This window comes from Kribbella sp. NPDC049584 (genome assembly GCF_040675555.1).
GTDB lineage: Bacteria > Actinomycetota > Actinomycetes > Propionibacteriales > Kribbellaceae > Kribbella.
In genome coordinates this window covers 1-18271 of record NZ_JBFAPF010000019.1, presented here as the reverse complement: position 1 = coordinate 18271, position 18271 = coordinate 1, and the positions used below count along the sequence as shown (strand labels likewise).

At 66.2% G+C, this 18271-nt stretch carries 21 protein-coding genes; 14 read left to right on the top strand and 7 right to left on the bottom strand.

Annotated features, from left to right (window positions below):
- Positions 1 to 34: 34 nt before the first annotated feature.
- From AB0J62_RS40145 to AB0J62_RS40125, 5 genes are all read left to right on the top strand, one after another.
- Positions 35 to 1201 carry an MFS transporter gene (locus AB0J62_RS40145; protein WP_363883036.1) on the top strand — a complete coding sequence of 389 codons (1167 nt, stop codon included), beginning with the start codon at positions 35 to 37 and terminating at the stop codon, positions 1199 to 1201.
- Between the two features lie 41 nt (positions 1202 to 1242).
- Positions 1243 to 1947: an SDR family oxidoreductase gene (locus AB0J62_RS40140; RefSeq protein WP_363883033.1), complete on the top strand. Its 705-nt coding sequence runs from the start codon at positions 1243 to 1245 to the stop codon at positions 1945 to 1947.
- A gap of 78 nt (positions 1948 to 2025) precedes the next feature.
- The gene (gap, locus tag AB0J62_RS40135) at positions 2026 to 3027 is read left to right on the top strand and encodes a type I glyceraldehyde-3-phosphate dehydrogenase (protein ID WP_363883030.1); all 1002 of its coding nucleotides are present in this window, start codon (positions 2026 to 2028) and stop codon (positions 3025 to 3027) included.
- Between the two features lie 81 nt (positions 3028 to 3108).
- Positions 3109 to 3822, top strand: a complete 714-nt coding sequence (locus tag AB0J62_RS40130; protein ID WP_363883027.1) for a hypothetical protein — start codon at positions 3109 to 3111, stop codon at positions 3820 to 3822.
- An 11-nt stretch (positions 3823 to 3833) separates the two neighbouring features.
- The gene (locus AB0J62_RS40125; RefSeq protein ID WP_363883024.1) at positions 3834 to 4250 is read left to right on the top strand and encodes a carbonic anhydrase; all 417 of its coding nucleotides are present in this window, start codon (positions 3834 to 3836) and stop codon (positions 4248 to 4250) included.
- A gap of 127 nt (positions 4251 to 4377) precedes the next feature.
- On the opposite strand, the gene AB0J62_RS40120 is transcribed toward AB0J62_RS40125, so the two are convergent.
- The 4 genes from AB0J62_RS40120 to AB0J62_RS40105 all read right to left on the bottom strand — a co-directional run bounded on the left by AB0J62_RS40120 (position 4378) and on the right by AB0J62_RS40105 (position 7134).
- Complete coding sequence (locus AB0J62_RS40120) at positions 4378 to 4512, bottom strand: hypothetical protein (protein ID WP_363883022.1); 135 nt, start codon at positions 4510 to 4512, stop codon at positions 4378 to 4380.
- Positions 4513 to 4920: 408 nt separating this feature from the next.
- Positions 4921 to 5673, bottom strand: coding sequence for a GAF and ANTAR domain-containing protein (locus AB0J62_RS40115; RefSeq protein ID WP_363883019.1), 753 nt, complete (start codon positions 5671 to 5673; stop codon positions 4921 to 4923).
- Between the two features lie 792 nt (positions 5674 to 6465).
- The gene (locus tag AB0J62_RS40110; RefSeq protein ID WP_363883017.1) at positions 6466 to 6687 is read right to left on the bottom strand and encodes a hypothetical protein; all 222 of its coding nucleotides are present in this window, start codon (positions 6685 to 6687) and stop codon (positions 6466 to 6468) included.
- A gap of 150 nt (positions 6688 to 6837) precedes the next feature.
- Positions 6838 to 7134 carry a hypothetical protein gene (locus AB0J62_RS40105; protein ID WP_363883014.1) on the bottom strand — a complete coding sequence of 99 codons (297 nt, stop codon included), beginning with the start codon at positions 7132 to 7134 and terminating at the stop codon, positions 6838 to 6840.
- A 163-nt stretch (positions 7135 to 7297) separates the two neighbouring features.
- Between AB0J62_RS40105 and AB0J62_RS40100 the strand changes: the two genes are divergently transcribed.
- Entirely contained in the window at positions 7298 to 8023 is a 726-nt protein-coding gene (locus AB0J62_RS40100; RefSeq protein ID WP_363883010.1) for an XRE family transcriptional regulator, read from the top strand.
- Between the two features lie 43 nt (positions 8024 to 8066).
- Complete coding sequence (locus tag AB0J62_RS40095) at positions 8067 to 8609, top strand: HD domain-containing protein (RefSeq protein WP_363883007.1); 543 nt, start codon at positions 8067 to 8069, stop codon at positions 8607 to 8609.
- On the opposite strand, the gene AB0J62_RS40090 is transcribed toward AB0J62_RS40095, so the two are convergent.
- Both AB0J62_RS40090 and AB0J62_RS40085 read right to left on the bottom strand, forming a co-directional pair.
- A complete protein-coding gene (locus AB0J62_RS40090) occupies positions 8606 to 9082 on the bottom strand; it encodes an NUDIX domain-containing protein (protein ID WP_363883004.1) in 477 nt (158 codons plus the stop codon). The genes AB0J62_RS40095 and AB0J62_RS40090 overlap by 4 nt on opposite strands.
- A complete protein-coding gene (locus AB0J62_RS40085) occupies positions 9082 to 9798 on the bottom strand; it encodes a helix-turn-helix transcriptional regulator (RefSeq protein WP_363883001.1) in 717 nt (238 codons plus the stop codon). The genes AB0J62_RS40090 and AB0J62_RS40085 overlap by 1 nt, the downstream gene beginning before the upstream one ends.
- Positions 9799 to 9974: 176 nt before the next feature.
- Between AB0J62_RS40085 and AB0J62_RS40080 the strand changes: the two genes are divergently transcribed.
- From AB0J62_RS40080 to AB0J62_RS40055, 6 genes are all read left to right on the top strand, one after another.
- Positions 9975 to 11405, top strand: coding sequence for a hypothetical protein (locus AB0J62_RS40080; RefSeq protein ID WP_363882999.1), 1431 nt, complete (start codon positions 9975 to 9977; stop codon positions 11403 to 11405).
- Positions 11392 to 11850, top strand: a complete 459-nt coding sequence (locus tag AB0J62_RS40075; RefSeq protein ID WP_363882996.1) for a DUF296 domain-containing protein — start codon at positions 11392 to 11394, stop codon at positions 11848 to 11850. Before AB0J62_RS40080 ends, AB0J62_RS40075 begins: the two co-directional genes overlap by 14 nt.
- An 88-nt stretch (positions 11851 to 11938) precedes the next feature.
- On the top strand, positions 11939 to 12844 hold the full coding sequence (locus tag AB0J62_RS40070) for a hypothetical protein (protein WP_363882993.1): 906 nt from the start codon (positions 11939 to 11941) through the stop codon (positions 12842 to 12844).
- 96 nt (positions 12845 to 12940) lie between these two features.
- The gene (locus AB0J62_RS40065; protein WP_363882990.1) at positions 12941 to 13267 is read left to right on the top strand and encodes a hypothetical protein; all 327 of its coding nucleotides are present in this window, start codon (positions 12941 to 12943) and stop codon (positions 13265 to 13267) included.
- Complete coding sequence (locus tag AB0J62_RS40060) at positions 13251 to 14600, top strand: hypothetical protein (RefSeq protein ID WP_363882988.1); 1350 nt, start codon at positions 13251 to 13253, stop codon at positions 14598 to 14600. Before AB0J62_RS40065 ends, AB0J62_RS40060 begins: the two co-directional genes overlap by 17 nt.
- Positions 14601 to 15148: 548 nt before the next feature.
- The gene (locus AB0J62_RS40055) at positions 15149 to 16729 is read left to right on the top strand and encodes a tyrosine-type recombinase/integrase (protein ID WP_363882985.1); all 1581 of its coding nucleotides are present in this window, start codon (positions 15149 to 15151) and stop codon (positions 16727 to 16729) included.
- 461 nt (positions 16730 to 17190) lie between these two features.
- Here the strand turns inward: AB0J62_RS40055 and AB0J62_RS40050 are convergent, their stop codons facing one another.
- Complete coding sequence (locus tag AB0J62_RS40050; protein WP_363882983.1) at positions 17191 to 17325, bottom strand: hypothetical protein; 135 nt, start codon at positions 17323 to 17325, stop codon at positions 17191 to 17193.
- A gap of 236 nt (positions 17326 to 17561) precedes the next feature.
- On the opposite strand from AB0J62_RS40050, the gene AB0J62_RS40045 reads away from it, so the two are divergent.
- Positions 17562 to 17987, top strand: a complete 426-nt coding sequence (locus AB0J62_RS40045; RefSeq protein ID WP_363882980.1) for a hypothetical protein — start codon at positions 17562 to 17564, stop codon at positions 17985 to 17987.
- Positions 17988 to 18271 lie beyond the last annotated feature (284 nt).

The window sequence follows — 18271 nt, the reverse complement described above, 5'->3', positions numbered from 1 at the left end:
GGGGCGTCTCCGGCTGCCTCGTCCGGTCGGCTTTGTGGGCATCACCGCAGCGATGGTGGCGATTCTGGTCGCGGCCGGCGCACCGACGCCGTTGCTGCCGATCTACGAGAAGGAGTGGGGTTTCGCGCCCTGGATGCTGACGCTCGCGTTCGGTGTCTACGCTCTCGCGTTGCTCGTCGCGATCCTCGTGATCGGGTCGCTGTCGGACCACGTCGGCCGGCGGCCGCTGATGATCGGGGCGCTGGCGCTCGAACTCGCGGCGATGCTGGTGTTCTTGTTCTCGACGTCAATCGGCTGGCTGATCGTGGCGCGGATCGTGCAGGGCGTGGCGACCGGCGCGGCCTCGAGCTCGCTCAGCGCTGCCGTGGTCGAGTTGGCCGCGGAGCGGCGCAAGAAGCTCGGCGCCCTGATGACCGGTCTGGCCCCGCTCGCCGGCCTGGGGATCGGCGCGCTGTTCGCCGGAGTCCTGGCCCAGTACGTCGACGACCCCGCGTTCGTCGTGTGGCTCGTGCTCGCGATCGTCATGGCACTCGGCACTGTCTTCACATTGCTCACGCCCGAGACCGTGTCGCGCAAGAAGGGCGCCCTGGTGGCTCTGATTCCGCGGGTGTCCTTACCCAAGCAGGTGCATGGATTGTTCGCGGCGTCTGTGCCCGGCATCGTCGCCGCCTTCTTCACGATGGCGCTGTTCCTCGGTCTCGTTCCTATCGTGCTGGCCGGAACCTTCGCGGTGGTGCACCCGATCGTCGGAGCCCTCGCCGCGTTCCTCACCTTCGGTGTCGGCACCCTCGTCTCCGCCGCCACCACTGGTCTGCGTCCTCCCCGGCTTCGCGTGTTCGGTGCCGCCGCGTTGACGATCGGCGCGGTCTTGTTCATCGGCGCCGTCGGAGGCCATGCGCTCGCGTTGGTGTGGGTCTCGGCCGTGTTCGGTGGCGCCGGACTCGGCGCCGCTTTCGCCGGTACGACGCGTGGCCTGGTTCCTGAGGTCGCGCCGCATCACCGGGCCGGTCTGTTCGCCGCGATCTACCTGGTCGCATATCTGTCGATGGGCGCGTCCGCGATTGTCGCGGGCCTGTTCGTCGGCCCGGTCGGCATCACGACCGTGGCCGTTGCCTTCGGCATCGTCACGGCGCTGGTCTCCCTTGCCGCCGTCGTCGTCACGGCCGGCCACACGGCCCGCCGCACCAAGTCCGCGCACTGACCTCCTCACTGACCGTTCCACCCATCACAAGGAGAACCACCATGACATCGCTCAAGGACGCAACCGTCCTGGTCACCGGCGCGAACGGCGGACTCGGCACCGAGTTCGTCACGATCGCCCTGGAACGCGGCGCCCGCCGCGTCTACGCCGGAGCCCGTACCGCACAGCAGTGGGACGACCAGCGCATCGTTGCGCTGCAGCTGGACCTGTCCGATCCCGAGTCGATCGACCGTGCCGCGGCCAAGGCCGGCGACACCACGATCCTGATCAACAACGCCGCGATCTTCCCGCGCAGCGACCTGCTCACCGCGCCGGCCGAAGAGATCGCCGCGGTGATCGAGACCAACCTCACCGGGCCGATCCACCTGACCCGCGCGCTGGCCCCGGCGTTGCGCTCCGCCAAGGGCGCGCTCGTCAACGTGAACTCGGTCCTGAGCTGGTTCGCGGTCGGCAAGGCGCACAGCGTGTCCAAGGCGGGACTGTGGATGGCCACCAACGCCTTCCGGCTCGAGTTCGCACCCGACGGCGTCCAGGTACTCGGCGTCTACCCCGGGCCGACCGACACCCCGATGCAGGCCGGCAACAACACCGCGGCCATGAACAAGCCAGCCGACGTCGTCGCCGCCGTCTACGACGCCCTGAACGCGGGCGAGCACGAGCTTCTCGTCGACGAGATGACCAAGAAGGTCCACTCGGCGCTGTCCGCGCCCGTCACCGCCTTGTACCCGGCCCTCGCCCAGCAGTAGCCCAACAGCGTCTCGGTGTGGTCGCGCCCGCCGGCCACACCGAGCCCGTCCTGTCCCTCCTCTGCACAAGGACCACACATGACCGCACGCATCGCCATCAACGGCTTCGGCCGCATCGGCCGCAACGTCTTGCGCGCCGCATTCGTCCGCGGCACCAGCCTCGACGTCGTCGCGATCAACGACCTCGCCACTCCCACACAACTGGCCCAGCTGCTGAAGTTCGACAGCATCCTCGGCCGCTTCCCCGGCACCGTCGAAGCCGGCGACGACCACCTGATCGTCAACGGACTGCACATCCCGGTCCTGGCCGAACGCGAACCCGCGAACCTGCCGTGGCGTGACCTCCAGGTCGACGTCGCACTCGAATCGACCGGACGCTTCACCTCCGCCGACGCCGCCCGCGCACACCTCACCGCCGGCGCGGCCCGGGTTCTGGTGAGCGCACCCTCGAGCGGCGCCGACCTCACCATCGCCTACGGCGTCAACCACCACTTCTACCGCCGCGAACAAACGGTCCTGTCGACTGCCTCCTGCACCACCAACGCACTTGCGCCGCTGGCCGCTGTCCTGCACGACCTCGCGGGCATCGACGGCGGGTTCATGACGACGGTGCACGCCTACACCCAAGAACAGAACCTGCACGACGCGCCGCACCGCAACGACCCACGCCGCGCCCGCGCCGCCGGCTTCAACATCGCACCGACCAGCACCGGCGCCGCCCGCGCGATCGGACTCGTCCTGCCAGAGCTGGACGGCAGGCTCGAGGGCTACGCGCTTCGCGTCCCGGTCCCGGTCGGCTCACTCGTCGAGCTCAACGTCACCGTCGACCGAGCCGTCGACATCGACGCCATCAATGCCGCCTACGCCGACGCCGCCCAGCACCGACTGCACGGTGTCCTTGAGTACTCGACCGACCCGCTTGTGTCCACAGACATCGTCGGCAACCCGGCCTCATCGATCTACGACGCCGGACTCACCCGCGTCCACGACCGCCACGTCAAAGTCGTCGGCTGGTACGACAACGAATGGGGTTTCTCCAACCGAGTCGTCAACACCCTCGAGCTGCTCACGGCGCCATAACGACCACCCGCACCGAGATTGGCTGATCCGCGTCGTCGAGTTCGCTCGCGCCAACGCACACATCCTGAACGGGGAGTACTGATGACCGACCTTCTCGAATCCATCTTAACGGCGCACGGCGGCCTCGACCGCTGGCAGCGCACCACAGGGGTCCGGTTCACCGCGTCGGCCGCCGGCATCCTCCCCTGGCCACGTCCGGACTTCCTGCACCACACCGGCGCCACGATCGACACCCAAACCCAACAAGCACTGATCGAGCCGTTCGGCGCACCAGACCGACGTGCCCTCTACACCCCGGGCCGCGTCGAAATCCAGGACGCCGACGGCACCGTGCTCACGGCAAGAGACGAGCCGCGGCACATGTTCAGCGGCCATCCGGCCGGCACCCTCTGGGACGAACTGCAGGCCGCGTACTTCGGCGGATACTCGTTCTGGACCTACCTGACCGTCCCCTTTCTGCTCGCTCGCGACGACGTGAAGGTCGCCGAGATCGAGCCGTGGCGGGAGGACGGACAGACCTGGCGACGGCTGCGCGTCGAGTTCCCCGAGCACGTCGTCACCCACAACTCCGTCCAGACCTTGCACTTCGGCGCGGACGACTTCCTGTTACGCCGCCACGACTACAGCCCCGACCTGCTCGGCAATCCGCTCACCGCGCACTACACCACCCGATACCGCTGGTTCGACGGATTCGGCTTCCCCACTGAGCGTTTCGTGCTGCACCGCGAGCCGGACGGCACGACCTCCGGTGACCGACTCATCTCCTTGAACATCCACTCCGTGTCAGTGTCCTGAAGGAGGCCGCCGTGAGTGCCGTGGAGACGCTCCTGCACCGCAACCAGCAGTTCGCCACAACTCGATTCGACCGCAGCCTGCGCATGCGGCCGAGCATGTCCAGCATCGTGATCAGCTGCTTCGACCCCCGAGTCGACCCGGCAGTCGTCCTAGGGGCCGAGCCAGGCGAGATCGGGGTGCTCCGCAACCTCGGCGGCCGAGTCACCCCGCACACGATCCAGGAACTAGTGACTCTCCGCGAGATCGCACAGTCCACCGGATCAGACATCGGACCCGGCTGGGACATCGTCGTCTTGCAGCACACCGACTGCGGAACCACCAGAATCAAAGATCGCCCCGACCTCCTCGCACGTACTTCGGCGTCGCCGAGAACAAGCTCCACGAGAAATCGGTCAGCGACCCGTACGTCGCTGTCGCCCATGACGTAGCGGCTCTGCGGGCTGACCCCCGGCTCGAAGGCCCGCGCGTCTCAGGTCTCGTCTACGACGTCGCGGCCGGCCGCGTCCAGCTGGTCAACACAAGGTGACACCTGCGCACCAGTTGACTTGACAGAGTTCAGTGAAGGAACCCGTCCCACTTCAACTCGAACCGTGCCCCGCCGGGCATCGTCTGCTCGCCGGGCAACTGCTCGACCGCGCGGGCCAACTCGAGTCCGACCGGCCCGGTCAGATCCGCCGCCCACGTGGCCATATCGCCAGTTTGCACCCGGCGCCGGCCGCCAGCTAGTTGCCTGCGGCGACGAACACTCATCGATCAGGTTGCAGCCACAAGACCCCTGCAGAGGGCGATGCGCGCGGCGGACCAGGCTGGACGTGCCACCCGTCGAAGACAGCGGTACGCCGGGAGCCGGCCCCTGTGCCGGGGCCCGCGGCTCGGGATATCGGGCGTTGGGCGTCGTGGTTGCCTGGTTGGGGGCGGCTCCGGGGCTGCTGGGCTGAACTCCCGGAGCCTGGAACCCTGACCTCGCGCGCGATCCGGGCTCCTCAGAAACGCTTGTGCCCATCCATCTCGTCGTCAAGCACCTCGCCGACCACCTCACGGACCAACTCGCCGGCCACATCGCGCCGCGACCCCGGAAGGCTGTGACCCAGGCGGCGATCAGCGCGGGAGTTTGCGGGTCTCGATGAGTTGCTCGGCGACGTCGCGGAGCTTGGTGTTGGTGTCTTGGGAGTAGCGGCGAAGGATCGCGAACGCGCGGTCGCCGTCGATGTCGTAGCGCTCCATCAGAATGCCCATGGCCTGACCGACGAGCTTGCGGGCATCAACGGCCCGCGCCATGGACTCTTCATGCCGGGCGCTCGCGACGGCGACCGAGGCGTGCCGAGCGAGGATGTGGCCGATCGCTTCCTCGTCAGGACCGAAGGCATCCGGGCGAGTCGAATACAACCCCAGAGCACCCACCATTCCGGCACCCGTGGTCAACGGGACGTCGAGCACGCTGCGCACACCGAGCTCCAGAACGTTGCCGGCCCACTGCGGCCAGCGGTCGTCGAGGGCGGTGTCGCTGACCAGCACGGTCGAATGGTCACGCAAAGAGTCAACCAACGGGCCGCTCCCGCCCTCGACCTGGAGCGTGTAGATCTCGGCTACCACAGGGTCGGTGACCGCGGGGATCTCCAGCCGGCCACGCGAGGCCCGCAAAGCGACACCGGCGTGTGAACAGTCCAGGGCTTGCAATGCGAAGTCCGCGACCGCCTGAACGGTCTCCTCCACACCGTCCGAGTCGTGGAGTTCGACCGCCAGCCGGGCAAACCGGTCAGCGGCCTCAGCTCCCGACAGATCGCTCGTGGACACGTCGGATTCCTCCGGGGTTGAGGACCCGGAGACCACGGCTTGGCCATCGCGATCCATGAGAACAATCCTTGCAAAACACCGCCCAGATCGCACCCACCACCCGCGGAGGGTTGGGCGGACAGCCGCTGCCGAACGTGACGTTCCGCGCGGACTGGTTTCAGTGACGGCGACCACGTCAGCTCTTACCGTGACCCGCCGGCAGCACACGGGGTCCATGGATTCGGCGGACCGACACGCCAGCGCAATCTCGACCGGCCGGGCCAGGTCGACCGGGGCCTGCTTGATCTCAGTTTCGAAGCCGGGCGCGGACTCATCGCGGCTCCGGGATTACAGTCGAAACCCCGCCTGCCGCGGGGAGACAGAAGGCTTGAAATGATGGACTCCGGTCCCGGTGACGAGGTCGATCCCTCCGTGCTCAACCGGGAGATGGCCGTCCTCAAGGAGCGCGGCTGGCGTCTTGGCGGAGTATCACCAGATCGAGCTGACCGAGGCACGCTGGCTGCTGTTCGCCTGGCGGAATATCGCGGCCTGTCGCCCAACGTGATAGCCGCTCAGGTCCTCGACAGCGAGGCCGCGCGCCGTGCCCTCCAGGACCGCGAACATGTACAGCGAAGCCGCGTCGAGCAGATTGACCCGACGACGCCGCGGCCGAAGCAGATCCGCAATTCTGCACGCCAGGTTCTCGACGCGACGCCGCGTCGTGATATTGACGTTGGCGACCCCGTCAGCAGACTAGGCAGAGGCTGTGCGTGGGCCAGAGGCATCGCACCCGCTGCGCGCATTCACCAGACCGCGCGCATCGCCGCAGCAATCAAGAACCGCCACGACGCCGAGCATCGGCTGAGCACTTCAGAGGCCGACGGACGCTCCTGGTTGTTGCAGGTCAAGCTCAGGTGGGACCCGCTCCAAATGCCGCGCAATCTCCGATGTGTGATAGTCCCACTCCACGGTCGGGTCGTCCCAGGTGATCAGCAGCCACACAGGGCCGGCCGCGTCCACCGTGCCTATGCCGTAGTCGAAATGACGGATACGGTCGCCCCTCTTCAAGTCTGTCCAGCGGAGCGTCCGCACAGGTCCTCCTTCGTTGTGATCAAGCGGCCCTGCCATCGACAGGGGAGACGACGGCAGGGCCGGTGGCCTCGTCGCATCCGGCTGTGCAACGAGGAGTGGAGGGCGCGACCGACGCGGAGGCAGAGGGCTCACACGCCGGCCTCGCCGGTCTCAGGGAGCACGAAGTCCGATGCTGGTGGGCGCCCGATCGTCGTCGGGGTTGAACGGATCAGGATCCAGCCACCGGATCTCTGCGCCTAAGTGGCCATGCGGCTCGAGGAGATTGTCCACGCCTGGCCAGAACGACATGTGCGGGCTCGACCCCAGCCACGCGGCGGCAACCCATTGCTGCCCAAGCTCATTCGGCGGGAATTCCACCAGTAGGGCGACGACCCCGGTACCGCTCGATCCGGATGGATCGCGATACCGATACAGCTCCCCTCGGCGCATCAATCCCGTCTCCTTCATCAGCTCTGGTGGTAGCCCGACGACGGCGTCGAGGGGTGCCTCCAGACTCGTGCCTGCGGCAGGGACAGGAGAACCGTGTCTACGGACATTTACGGACATTTCGTGTTACGGTCTAGTCAGACATATACCGACATCTACCCATGAGTAAGGGTGGCTGATCCGAGTGAACGACGTGCTCCGGCGCGCGATGTACGACGCGAACCTCACCGACCTGGACCTGTCGGTGAGGCTTGAGGTCGATCCGAAAACGGTTCGGAACTGGATGCACGGCCGGGTCCCTCATCGCCGGACGCGTGAAGTCCTCACTCGACTTTTGGGTGTCGACGAGGATGTGATCTGGCCACGGTCGTTGAGCGCCGGCAACGTCCACCCGACCGAGGTCGCCGGCGTCTACCCACGACGTACGTCGATCAGCCCGCTGAACTGGCTGTCGTTCTACGAGGCCGCCAGGTCGGAGATCGGCATCCTCGCTTACAGCGCTCTCTTCCTCGCCGAGGACGCCCGCCTCGTACGCCTGCTGACTGAGAAGAGCCGCACTGTCCGAATCAGGATCGCGCTCGGCGCCCCGGACAGCACGAACGTCGTCGAGCGGGGTGTCGAGGAGGAGATCGGTGAGGCGATGGCAGCGAAGATCCGGAACTCGCTTACTCTCCTCCGACCACTGCTGAGTCAGGACGGAGTCGAACTGCGGCTCCACGACACGGTCCTCTACAACTCGATCTACCGCTCGGACGATCAGCTGCTCGTCAACCAGCACGCGTATGGGATTCCTGCCGCGCAGTCGCCTGTCTTCCACTACCGCCAGTCGGTCGACAGCGAGATGTTCGATTCGTACCTGACCAGCTTCGAAGCCGTGTGGTCACGGGGTCAGGACCGTTCCGTCATCTGACCAGACTGTCGCAAGGCCGCCTTGTCGTCGTACCGTCGGACGGATGATCACAGCGGCAGAAGCAAGAGTGCTCGCTTGTCGGTTGCTCGCCGACGAGCTTCCTCGGCGATGGGCACACACGCAGGGCGTAGCTGCCCAGGCGCGGCGCCTTGCGACCATCCTCGGTGACCAGGCCGAGCATGTTGAGGTAGCTGCCCTCCTGCATGACATCGGTTACTCGTCTGCGGTGCGATTTACGGGATTCCATCCGCTCGACGGGGCGCGCTACCTACGCGACGTACTCCACGCTGAGCCGCTGCTGTGCCGGCTTGTCGCACATCACACCGGTGCCTTGGTCGAAGCCGAGGAACGTGGCATTGCCGAACTCGCAGAGGAGTTCGCCCTACCCGATCAGCATCTCTTGGAGGCGTTGACGTACTGCGACTTGACGGCCGGCGTGGATGGCTGCCATGTCGACGTTGAGGAACGGCTACGAGAGATCCTCACTCGCTATCCGCGCGAGCACGTCGTACATCGGTCCGTCGTGCGATCCAGCCCGGCGCTACGCTCGGCGGTCCTCAATGTGGAACATCGCCTCTGCGCCTAATCGAAGTACAGCGTTGCGCTGGGCTCGAGATACTGAGCGATGCGACGTCGCATGGTGGCGTTCATCGGCAGGGCGTCAAGTTCTGCCCGCGGAACCCAGCGGACGCGGGTGCTCTCGGTGCTCGGCATTGGGACCCCACCAGTGGCCCGGCCGCGGAGGAGGATCGAGAACTCCTGACGGGCCTCACCGTTGCTCGTGTACAGAATGATGTGCTTGGGGTCCGTGTAGATTCCGAGGACCTCCAGGATCTCGCAGTCGATCCCGGTCTCTTCTTTGGTTTCGCGTACGCCGGCTTGCGACATCGACTCGCCGAGGTCGATCGCGCCGCCGGGCAACGCCCAGTTGCCGTTGTCGGAGCGCTCGATCATCAGGATCTCGCCGGCGTCGTTCTCGATGATGACGTTGACGGACGGGACCATGCTGTTTGCCGCTGGCGCGTTCGGATCGTCGTAATAGTCGATTCGCCTAGCCATCAAGACTCCGTCATTGGAGTTGCGTCATCCCAGACCCGATCGAAGCTCTCCAGATAGTGCCGAGCAAGTTCGCCACCAGGGATCTTGCGCAGATGCCACACCGGTGCTTGAGCTGCGGGCAGGCCGTAGATGTGGGTGTTCACGAACAGCCGGTCGTCCGCGCGAAAGATGGAGTTGTAGAGCACGGTGCGATGCAGTCGAAAGTCGATGCCTGGCGCCTCCAGAAGGCCGCGATACAGAACCTGCGCATTACGGATCTTGGCGGCGAGGGCGTGACCGATGCCCTCCTCTGCGCCTCGCTCGGCGACATGTGCACCGTCTGGATCGCCAAGGAGGATCCGTATGCGAGCGCCGCCTTTGGCCTTCTTGCGGAGGATCCGCTGGAGACCAGTGTCCTCAGCCAGGAACAGTCCCGCATAGACGAGGATTCCGATCTCGGCGTTCCCGGACTCGAAGAGCTGTCGCCAGTCGTCGGCAGTCACATCCGCGCGGTGCGGGTAGATGCGGACGAGTTCGCTCTCGGCGAGAGCTGCCGCTCGATCCCGTGTCAGGGTGCCGGGCCACAGGTACGATTCGTCGCGGCCAAGGCGGATCGCCAAGCGGTGGCGGTTGCGGGGGAAGGGGACGATCTCGCCACCGATCCATCGTTCGACGGACTTGACGTTGACTCCCAGCTCCTCTGCGAGTGCATGATGGGTCAGGCCTTGTTCGACCATGGCGGCTCGCAGTCGTTCGTTTGGCACAGGATCTAACCTAAGACATTTCGGGACATTTTGAGGCCAACCTAGACATCCCGGAGATGTCTTGCTGTGTCGTGACGCTGTCCAGGTCGTTACCGGGATGCTTGGCGGCATGACGAGTAGGCGTTGTCATACGCGCAATGTGCAAGGCCATGGCTGACCGGAAGCGGCAGCCCAACGAGCTGCTCCGGAAGGCGCGGGGAAGCATGTCCCAGGGGCGGCTCGCAGACCTGGTCAGCGCCGAGATCTACCACATGACAGGCCGGGCGACGGTCGTAACCGCCAAGTCGATCTCGGACTGGGAGTGCGGCTGGTACACCTGGCCGTCGGCCGATGTCCGACAAGCCCTGGCCCGCATACTGCACAAATCCGATCCAGCGGATCTGGGCTTCTTCAAGCGACGACTGACCGTGCGGCAGGTGCCAACGGCGGTGTCGCTTCTCGACCTGTTGCCTGACCAGCGGCCGCCGGTCGAAGCGGACACCCTTCGGCTTCCTGCCGGACGGTCGTACTCGGGTGTCGATGTGGCCGCGCACTATTGCGAGGTGGAGTTGCCGGGGGAGGGGTGGCTCATGGTTGACCCAGGCAAGGACGCGACGCTGAACCGCCCGGATCGCCGCTCGTTGGTGATCGTCTCTGACCGCGAGCAGCGTTATTACGTCTCGGACGGCCGAAGGTTCGGTGACCGGGTCGGCCGTCACCCGGGACCGCAGCCGATCTCGTCGGCGGCGATCGTCGACGACCTGACGATCGGGATCATCTGGGCGGCAACGAACACTGATATCGCGCTGCTCGCCGACGACGCCCGTTTGGTCAGCAGCCAAGAAGCTCTGGCGCGATACGAGGGCCGTCGTACGTCGGACGTACCTCTGAGTGAGGTGCCGGCGCTCGGCGCGGTGGCCGGGCAGTGGCTCGGATCGCGGTTTTGTGCCCGGCACATCACTCGAAACCTCAATCAGGTGTCGGGGCAGCCGTTCTTCTGGACGCGCGAGAGGCGCGGCGAGGAGGCCGCCTCCTGGCTGTTCTGGCGCCACAAGTTCGAGTATCTGCGTCGCACGTCGCGGTGGTTTCCGAGGATGCGGCGAGGGTTCTGCATCACGGAGGTGGATGTCGCCGAGTCGCCCGTGTATGAGCGGGTGCTGCTGTTACTCACGATTGCGTTGATGGAGTCCTTCGGGATCACTGTTGAGCTGAGCTCCGAGCCCGAGCATGCTGCGGTCGAAGGGTTCGTGCTCGGTGAGGAGGCAATCGTCGCGAACTGGTTGGGCGGCTCCGGACTTTGGTACGTCGACGCGAGCGCGCCGCCCTCGCGTCGATCGGTCTTCCGGGATGTGGCACGCGAGGTCTCCGAGGAGTCGCTAGTTGCGGGGTCCACCCCGGACCGGCGTCTTCGGGCGATCGCCAGCTACTTGGGCGTGCAGTGGTCGTGGTTCAAGCGGAGGTGCGGGGAGCTTGCTGTGGCGGGCGTCGATGACATCGCGCATCCGCGGAGTCGCCTATTGTCGACGCGTGGACTGAACACTGCGATTCGCTACGTGGCCTACATCGATACCCTCCGAGGAGCTGAGCTTGCGCGCCGCTGAACTGACGATGGGCCGGACCTTCGCTGTCCACTTCGACCACGGTGACGACTTCTATCCGGCGCTGGCCGAGTTCTGCGCGGAGTACGGCGTGCGGCAGGGTTTCATCCCGATGTTCATCGCCGGCCTGCGCGACGTGCAGTTGGTCGGCACGTGCGAGAAGCTGGAAAACCCGGATGCGCCTGTGTGGACCGCCGTACACCTCGAGAACGTTGAGGCGATCGGCGGCGGCTCGCTCGCGTATGACGAGGAATCGGGAGCCGTTCTGCCGCACATCCATGTATCGGTGGGTCTCAAGGCGCACTCGGCCACTGCCCACACCAGCCATCTGCTCGGCGCGAAGATCCAGTTCCTGACGGAGATGTATCTCGTCGAAGTCATTGCACCAGCGTTCTCGCGGCCTCGACAATCCGATCTGTACAACGTCCCCTTGCTTGCGTTCGATTAGTCCTGGATCCACAGAGCCAGGTTCCGCAGCGGTGATGCAGCGGCGAATGTCGGAGTCATGACGACGACCCGATGCCGCCGGCAGCATCATGAACCGGCGACCTGACCCGAACGCAGTACCGTCGATCGCGGAACGCCAGCGACTGCTCGGGGTCAACCGCGCCGCGGCGATGTTCTACCGCCGACAGTTGCTCCAGGCAAAGACCAAGTGGGCGAGGGCATACCTGACTCGTGGCGGGGCTTCTGAGGTTCTGGATCCCCGGTCGAGCTGGTCGATCGGTTACGCGACCGATGCGCGATCACGGCTGGTCGACAGCCTCCGTTCGAAGGGATTCGACCAGGCCAGCGTGCGGAACGCCGGCCTGGCGCTCGTCGATCCCGAAGGACGCACGATCGACCGATTCCGCGATCTGATCATGCTGCCGGCGCGCAATGAGCGATTGGAGACTGTCGGCTTCATCGGAGTCCGCGCGGATGCGCAGCCGTACTACGTGACGTCTCCCGCGAGTCAGGTGCATCGCCGCGGAGGAGCGCTGGTCGGCGTCGCTGAGCAGTTCGACCTTCTGTCCGAGGGCGCCGTACCTGTCCTGGTGGACAGTCCTCTCGACGCCCTCGCCATTGAGCGAGTGAGCCGACTAGCAACCGGTCGCTGGGCCGGCATCCCCTTGTGTCGTTCGCTCCTGTCGGTTCAGCAGGCCGGCATCTTGGGCCGGTACGCCGCCACCGACTCCGTCATCGTCGTCGTTGCAGACGACAAGGACGGTCAGCGCGCAGCCGACACCCTGCTCGCCGATCTCAACCGGTTCTTCGGCCGCGTATGGGCCGTCGAGCTGCCAACTGACTTCGTTATCCGAGGACCCGGTGACCTGCAGTCGCTACACGACGCGCTCCTGGTTACGAGGCCGCTTGCCGACTACCGGGGCCCGCAGCGGCGGCGGAAGCACCGACGACAGGAGCCTGACCTGGACACGCCAGACCGCGGACCCGCGCTGTGACGAAAGTCGACGGGCCTCGGCCGTTGAGCATGCGTCTTGTGTCCTCCTTGGCTCTGCATCGGGAGGTCGTCATCTTCTGATGGAGGAGCTCTAGTGATGATTTCCGAAGCGCGGATGCGGATCGCCGGCCTGGTGAGCACTGCAGACGCGATCATCGAGTCCCAGGAACTCCAATCGCCTGGTGAGTGGGCGATGACGGCTTTCAGCCGATACAGGGTTCTCGAGCTGCTGGGGGTCGAGCCGGTCCCGCCGTACATCGGGATCGTCGATCTAAGCCCTGCTGCACTGATCGAGGAGGCGACGAGGGTCGCCGAGCAGTTGGCGCCGTCGGGTGAGCACCTGGCGTGGCATGCGTCGTTGGTAGAGGCCCTGCGGTGTGCGCTTGTTGACGTTCGGATGGTGTCCGGTGCGTGCGACCTATGAGGATCTGTTGTTCATCGCGAGGCGCCGCGCAGTGGAGGCGTGCAATCTGGCCTGCTTCGACACCACAGATTTGGTTGCCGGCTGGCAGGCGACGCTATCGGCCACGCGGCATCATCTGCGATGGCTGGGGGCTGAGCTCTCGGCAGACGATTTCACTTGCGGCCCCGGAGGGCGACGGGAGGGGCCGCTCTTCCTGCTCGCCCAGGTGATTGGTGCTGGTGCGGATCTCCTGGCAACCCAGAACGGGAGCACCTGGTCTGCTCTGGATAACGACAAGGCGGTGAGAGGTGCCCGGTCGGCGGTCGCCGCCATCGCGGGGATGGGTGTTCGCGCGGCGGTCACGCGTCTGGCCAGTGGGCGGACGAAGTCTGGAGCGGGCAGCGGGCTGTTCTACGAGCATTTGGTCAGCGTGCTTGCCGAGCTCGAGTTCCTGAGCGAGTCAGGGGTGTCCGAGATCGGCGCTCTTGGTGGCTTGGCGACACGTTTGCCTCCGTATCCGGTCGACGAACTGTCGCACATCAGCCGACTCGCGGCCGCCTGGCAGGTGGCGCACGAAGCAACGTCGCCGCGCACGATGTTAACGCGGGATCTCCGATCTACCACTGCACAGCTGCGTACCGTTGCCGGCTATTTAACCCACATCGCCGGCTTGCTCCAGACAGCTGAAGGTGGACGGTCGGACGAGCTGGGATCCTTGGCTGAGAACCTGCGCAGTGTAGCCGCGGCAGACGCCCGCGTAGGTATGGCTTGGCGCTCGCGGCTGTCAGACGTCAGCGGCCGGAGCGATGGTGCCGCCGAGCTTTCATTCGTTCACCTTCTCAGCGCGCTCCAACGCTGGCTACGCGACGGCGACAGGCTCAAGCGGCGTGATGAGGTTGTTCCGGACGCTGAATCGGCGGGACGGATCCGTGAGGTCGTCGACGAGCTCGCCCACTCAGGCCATCGGGTGGCGAGCCATCATGAGGAGTCCGTGTGGTTCCTCATCCAAGCCGGGTGGCTGTTCGTTCCGAAGTTCGAGCTCGCCAAGCGTGATCCAGAGTTCGACGCCCGGCCATCGGTATGGCGACTGAGGTACCCGCAACCGGCCTGGGTCCGGACCACGCAAGCCTCCTGCTTCGAGGAACTGACATCGGCTCTGGCAGAAGCTACGGCTCATTTCGCCAACGCCGCCGCCATCAGCCAGCGACTAGCCGGTACTTCGGAACAGCACCGCCCGTTCGGCGCCCACTTCGGCACCGAGCCGCGAGTCCTCCCACCACCCCGCTGGAATTGCCTCGCCTCAGGCGAAGTCGTCTCACCGGATCACGGCGACTCTCCTGGTATCGACCATTGAGCGTGCGCCGCGGAACCGGCCGGCGATCACGACTTCGGGGTGCTCGATCGGTCCCAGAACGCCGCCGACGATCACATCGACGGTGTCGCGGTGCTTGACCTTTTGGAGGGTTGGATTTTGTGTCGTGCACTGTCGCGCTGAGCGGCTGTTCGGCAGGTGCACGACACTCCCATCTGCGCTCAGGCATTGCTGCTGGCGGTGGCCCTACGTTTGGCGCTCGTGTCGGATATTGGGTGGGCCGTTGGAGGTCGGGTGCGAGCGTTTGTGGTGCGGTTGCCGTCGGGTGTTCGGTACTGGACGGTGCTGGAGAGCGATCTTCGGAAGCATCGAGCCGCGGATGACTTCTTGCGGCATCTGCGGTTCGGACGGGGTTGCGCGGAGAGTACGACGCGGGCGTACGCCACGTCGGTCTCGCTGTATCTGTTGTGGTGCGGGCAGGTGCGCAGGATTGGCGGGATGCTGTCGATCGGCTGGGCGCGTTCATGTTGTGGCTGATTCACGCCGAGGGGCCAGCTGCAGGCGCTGGAACCACTGGCTCGCCTGGGCTGGTGGCGCGGCAGCCGGACAGGATTAACGCGGTCCTGGTCGCGGTGCGCGAATTCTTGAAGCACGCGGTCGCTCCGGCACGGGTGTTGTCGGCTCTGTATGAGATCGGTGACGATCGCTGGCTGCCTGAGGACCTGCGCGGCGAGCGCACTGGCCTACGCTTCGTGGCCCGGCCGCGCCATCGGCTGTCAGTTCCGGAGCGTCAGTCGGCGCGGTCCAGCGACGACGACGCGTTGGCGTTGCTGGGCGCCTGCCGGTCGGCCCGAGACCGGTTCATCGTGGTGCTGCTCGGCCGGGCCGGCCTGCGGCGGGGTGAGGCGGCAGGCCTTTGGCGGCGCGATATGCACATGGCGCTGGATTCAAGGTCGGTGGGTTGTGACGTTCCCGGAGAGCACCTGCACGTTGTTCGCCGCGAGGACGCGCCGAATGGCGCGATCGCGAAGTCGCCGCGGTCCCGGATCGTGCCGCTGGACTTCTTGGTGGTGCAGGCGCACGACGCCTACTGCTGGGAACGACAGGACGTGCCAGCCGCCGCCGGTTGCGACTTCGTGCTGGTGAACCTGTTCCGGGAGCCACTCGGTGCACCGATGCGGCCAGGAGCGGTGACCGAGCTGCTTGCAGCGCTGTCTCGCCGAACGGTACTGGAGCGGCCGGTGCATCCGCACATGCTGCGCCATGCGTTCGCGAGCAACGTGCTGGATGCCGGCGGCACGCTGGACGAGGCGCAGGCGCTGCTTCGCCATGCGAGCCTGGCCTCGACGCAGGTCTACGCACATCCCGCGCCAGAGCGGCTGCGCGCGGCAGTGGACCGGCTCGCCCCTCCACGAGGCGCCGATGACTGCCCCGCACGCCGCACGCGTTGCGGTCCCGGCCGCCGGCCCGGACGACCTGCGGCTGTCTCGGCTGGAGGCGTTGCTGGATCCCGTGTTCTTGTCCGAGGCCGGCTGGGACGCCGAACGGGCACTACTGCAGCCACCGCCGGATCATCGGCTGCTGGGGTGGTCACGCTGCTTGATGCCAGGCTGCAGGGTCGAAGCCAACAACCGGCTTTGCACCGGCTGCAGGCTGCGGCAAACGGAGAGCGGGTTGTCGCCCGAACAGTCATTGCCTCCGCGCCTGCGAAGAAGCGCGGAGGCGCGGAAGGCCGATGGCTGCTTGATGAGCGGCTTTGCCAGGTCAGCGGATGTCAACGGCCCATTCACGCGCGAACCATCGGATTGTGCAACTCGCACTCCTTGCGTTGCCGCGAGCTGTTCGGCCGGCTCGACGCCGCTGATGTTCCCCCCTTCCTTGAGCGCTCCGACGTCCGGCCCTTCCCGAGTTGGGGGCGTTGCCAGGTCGGGGCCTGCTTACGACTGGCCTATAACAGCGCTGGCCTGTGTCATCGTCACTCGCAGCGGTGGAATGAACTGCTGCGATGCGAGGTCGCCACGGACTTCGCCCAGTGGTGCCGCCGCGAGGACGGCATCCTCGTGTCCGGTGTCGCGAACCTACGGGCCCTGCCGCGGCTGGTCGTCGTCGAGTTCCTCGGCGGTCTCCAACTCCGCACCGGCCAGGGCAGCAAACCCGACCATCCCAGCTGAACCGGCTCGCTCGAGCCGCACGCCACCAGCAGGTCAGCAGCCTGCGTGACGTCGACCTGGAAGGGTTCGGCGAGGATGTGAACACCCTGGCCGCGCTGCTGACGCGTGACGTCGACCGCGCAACGGTCACACCGGGAGAGGAGCAGCGGAAAGACCGGTGGGACCTGGCTGTCCTCGGCGCGACTGGCCGCATCGACTTCACCATCTTGACTCAGCCGTGGCTGCGAGAACTCGCCAAGCATTGGGCCAGTGAAGATCTGGCCCGGCGCCGCGGTGGCGGCGCCGGCGGGGTGGTAGTACGAACCCATATCGGCTCACTGGCCGAGCTGTCGACCACGCTGCGCCTGACCCGCATCGACCACGGCCTCGAACCGGCCGACCTCGGACGGACAGACATCGTGGCCTTCCTGACCCGGTTAGGCCACCTGGAGCACACCGAGACGATCTCAGCCAATCGGCGCCTACAGATCGTCCGGCACGTTCGGCCCGTCCTGCGCGATGCGCGGGACCTCGGCATGACCCGGGCCGGTGGCTGCGCAGCCGGGCTTCCAGGCGAGTTCGGCGTTCGCGCCGAGGACATCCCGCCGCCGGTCCACGTCGACGGTCCCGGCCGCGCGTTGCCGAACGCGGTCATGAATGCGCCCCGAATCAGGTCCCGGGCCACATCACGGTGGTCGGGAGGTGGCGTGCCCCCGCCCCCGGTGAGCAGGTACGGCTCGGTGACGAGAGCATCGAGGTCGAGACACAGACTCCGGAAGGCCCTCCTCCACGGCCACCTACGGACTGGACCCGCCCACCATGCCCGCCACCGCACGAGGGATGGCCACAGAACGTGGTCTGGTACGAGGGCTGGCCACATAGCGCGGTCTCGGATCTGGACCTGGACATCCGCGACCTCGAATCGTCCGGAGCGATGGTCCATCGGGCGATCTTCCGTTCCACGGAAGACCAGGAAGTCCTCGTCGTAGCAGCCACCGACGTCGAAGCGGTCACCCGCAGGCTGTCCCCGAGCCTCCCGAATCAACTCTGCGTCGTCCGAAGCCGCTTCACCCGCGCCCAACTGGACGAGGTCCGCGACGTCCTCCATGCCCATTTCCAGGAGTGGCGCTTGGAGTCCTTCGGCACCGGCCACTCCGACCCCCAAGGCCAACCCTTCGCCACGGCCGAACCCGTCCGAGTCACCCCCGAACTGGCCGCCTGGGCCGACACCCTCCCCAAAGACCTACTCCTCCTTCACCCGACAATCACCCCCGCGTGAAACCCGGCAGCCCAACCGACAGGCAGGAGGGTAGGAGCACCCGGCTGGGCTCGGGTGGGTCAGCGGTCCGATGTCGGTGAGGACAGGCCCGGTAGCCTTGGCTTAAGGCGTAGCCGGCGAACAGCGCACACTTCGAAATGCGCTCGTTGCCAGTCTTATGAGCGGAACTGCACCGCTCGGATCGCGGCTGATCCGGACGTTCGCGATCACCGACCTAGGGCGCCTCGCTCGAGCGCTGAAAGTGCGTCCGGCAAGGCATAGACGGTGTTGACGAAGGAGAGCTG

Excerpts from the sequence above, each read along its gene's own strand:
- AB0J62_RS40130 (WP_363883027.1), top strand. The coding sequence starts at position 3,109 with ATGACCGACCTTCTCGAATCCATCTTAACGGCGCACGGCGGCCTCGAC.
- AB0J62_RS40115 (WP_363883019.1), bottom strand. The coding sequence starts at position 5,673 with ATGGATCGCGATGGCCAAGCCGTGGTCTCCGGGTCCTCAACCCCGGAG.
- AB0J62_RS40080 (WP_363882999.1), top strand. The coding sequence starts at position 9,975 with ATGGCTGACCGGAAGCGGCAGCCCAACGAGCTGCTCCGGAAGGCGCGG.
- AB0J62_RS40140 (WP_363883033.1), top strand. The coding sequence starts at position 1,243 with ATGACATCGCTCAAGGACGCAACCGTCCTGGTCACCGGCGCGAACGGC.
- AB0J62_RS40105 (WP_363883014.1), bottom strand. The coding sequence starts at position 7,134 with ATGAAGGAGACGGGATTGATGCGCCGAGGGGAGCTGTATCGGTATCGC.
- AB0J62_RS40065 (WP_363882990.1), top strand. The coding sequence starts at position 12,941 with ATGATTTCCGAAGCGCGGATGCGGATCGCCGGCCTGGTGAGCACTGCA.
- AB0J62_RS40120 (WP_363883022.1), bottom strand. The coding sequence starts at position 4,512 with ATGGCCACGTGGGCGGCGGATCTGACCGGGCCGGTCGGACTCGAGTTG.
- AB0J62_RS40095 (WP_363883007.1), top strand. The coding sequence starts at position 8,067 with ATGATCACAGCGGCAGAAGCAAGAGTGCTCGCTTGTCGGTTGCTCGCC.
- gap (WP_363883030.1), top strand. The coding sequence starts at position 2,026 with ATGACCGCACGCATCGCCATCAACGGCTTCGGCCGCATCGGCCGCAAC.
- AB0J62_RS40085 (WP_363883001.1), bottom strand. The coding sequence starts at position 9,798 with ATGGTCGAACAAGGCCTGACCCATCATGCACTCGCAGAGGAGCTGGGA.
- AB0J62_RS40070 (WP_363882993.1), top strand. The coding sequence starts at position 11,939 with ATGAACCGGCGACCTGACCCGAACGCAGTACCGTCGATCGCGGAACGC.
- AB0J62_RS40090 (WP_363883004.1), bottom strand. The coding sequence starts at position 9,082 with ATGGCTAGGCGAATCGACTATTACGACGATCCGAACGCGCCAGCGGCA.